Source organism: Arthrobacter sp. BB-1 (assembly GCF_006151685.1).
Taxonomy (GTDB): domain Bacteria; phylum Actinomycetota; class Actinomycetes; order Actinomycetales; family Micrococcaceae; genus Arthrobacter.
In genome coordinates, this window is sequence record NZ_VDEV01000052.1 from 1 (window position 1) to 1,101 (window position 1,101).

Genomic DNA, 1,101 nt, shown 5'->3' on the forward strand with positions numbered 1-1,101 from the left:
TAGGTGTTCTGGCCTGTGGTTTTGACGTGGTCTGCAGCGTCTGCGGCGCGGTCTTTGACGTCGGTGGCGGCGTGCTGGCCTTCGGTTTTGACGTTTTGGGCGGCGTCGGTGGCGGTGGCCTTGACGTTTTCCATGGCTTCCTGGGCCGGTTCCTTGAGGTCCTGGACCATGTCCTTGGCGGCGTCGGTGACCTGGGTGGCGAGGGGTTCGGCGGCGGTTTTGAGCTGCTGGGCCGCTTCGCGTTCCTTTTGGCTGGCCGGGATCAGGGAGGAGATGAGCATTCCGGCGCCGAAGGCGATCAGGCCGGCGGCGAGGGGGTTGCCCTGGGTTTTGGCTTTGACCTGGTCCGGGGTGTTGGAGATCGCGGTGCCGGCGTCGCTGAGTTTGGCCGCGGCGGTGTCTTTGGCCCCGTGCAGGGTATCTCCGGTGGAGTGCAGGGCGTCGGTGGTGTGCCCGGCGCCGGTGTGCATCTTGTCCGCGGCGCGGGTGGTGGTGTGGTCTGCTGCTCCCATGATTTTCTCCTTCACGCCGGTGACCGCGTCTTTTACTTTGTCGGTTTGGCGGTGGACGATGTTGGACGGGGTGACTTTGTCCGCCACGGCGTCAACGTTGGTGCCCAGGCGTGCGCGGGTGGCTTCTATGTCTGATCGGATTGCGTCCGGGTTATCGCTCATCGGTTTACCTCACCTGGTTTTAGGGTTGGGGGAATTTCAGAGAGTGTCTCGCCTGTCTGGGGCAGGCCCTTGATCTGTTTGAGTTCCTTGCGCCCCATCGAGGCCAGGACTGCGGCGATGATGCCCCAGATCACGGCGACGATCACGGCGGCCCAGCCCAGGGGCATCAGGGCGCCGAGGGCGAACATCAGGGCCAGGGACAGGAAAACGAGCACGAAGTGCCCGGCCACCCCTGCCCCGCCGAGCATGCCCGAGCCCTTCCCGGCTTTGGTGGCGGATTGTTTGAGTTCGGCCTTGGCGAGCTCCACTTCCTGGCGCATCAGCGTGGACAGGTCGCGGGTCACGTCCCCGAGCAGCTCACCCAGCGAGGCGTTATCAGCCTTCTGGTGCGCCGCACTCGGCGGCATCTCCGGAATAGAACTACTCA

At 64.7% G+C, this 1,101-nt stretch carries 2 protein-coding genes; both read right to left on the reverse strand.

Annotated elements, in window-relative coordinates; genetic code table 11:
* A partial coding sequence (locus FHJ30_RS21200; RefSeq protein WP_139031217.1) for a DUF3618 domain-containing protein occupies positions 1 to 674 on the reverse strand: 674 nt, incomplete at its 3' end.
* Positions 671 to 1,101 (reverse strand): phage holin family protein (locus FHJ30_RS21205; RefSeq protein ID WP_240793796.1); only part of this gene is annotated, 431 nt, incomplete at its 5' end. The genes FHJ30_RS21200 and FHJ30_RS21205, both read right to left, overlap by 4 nt.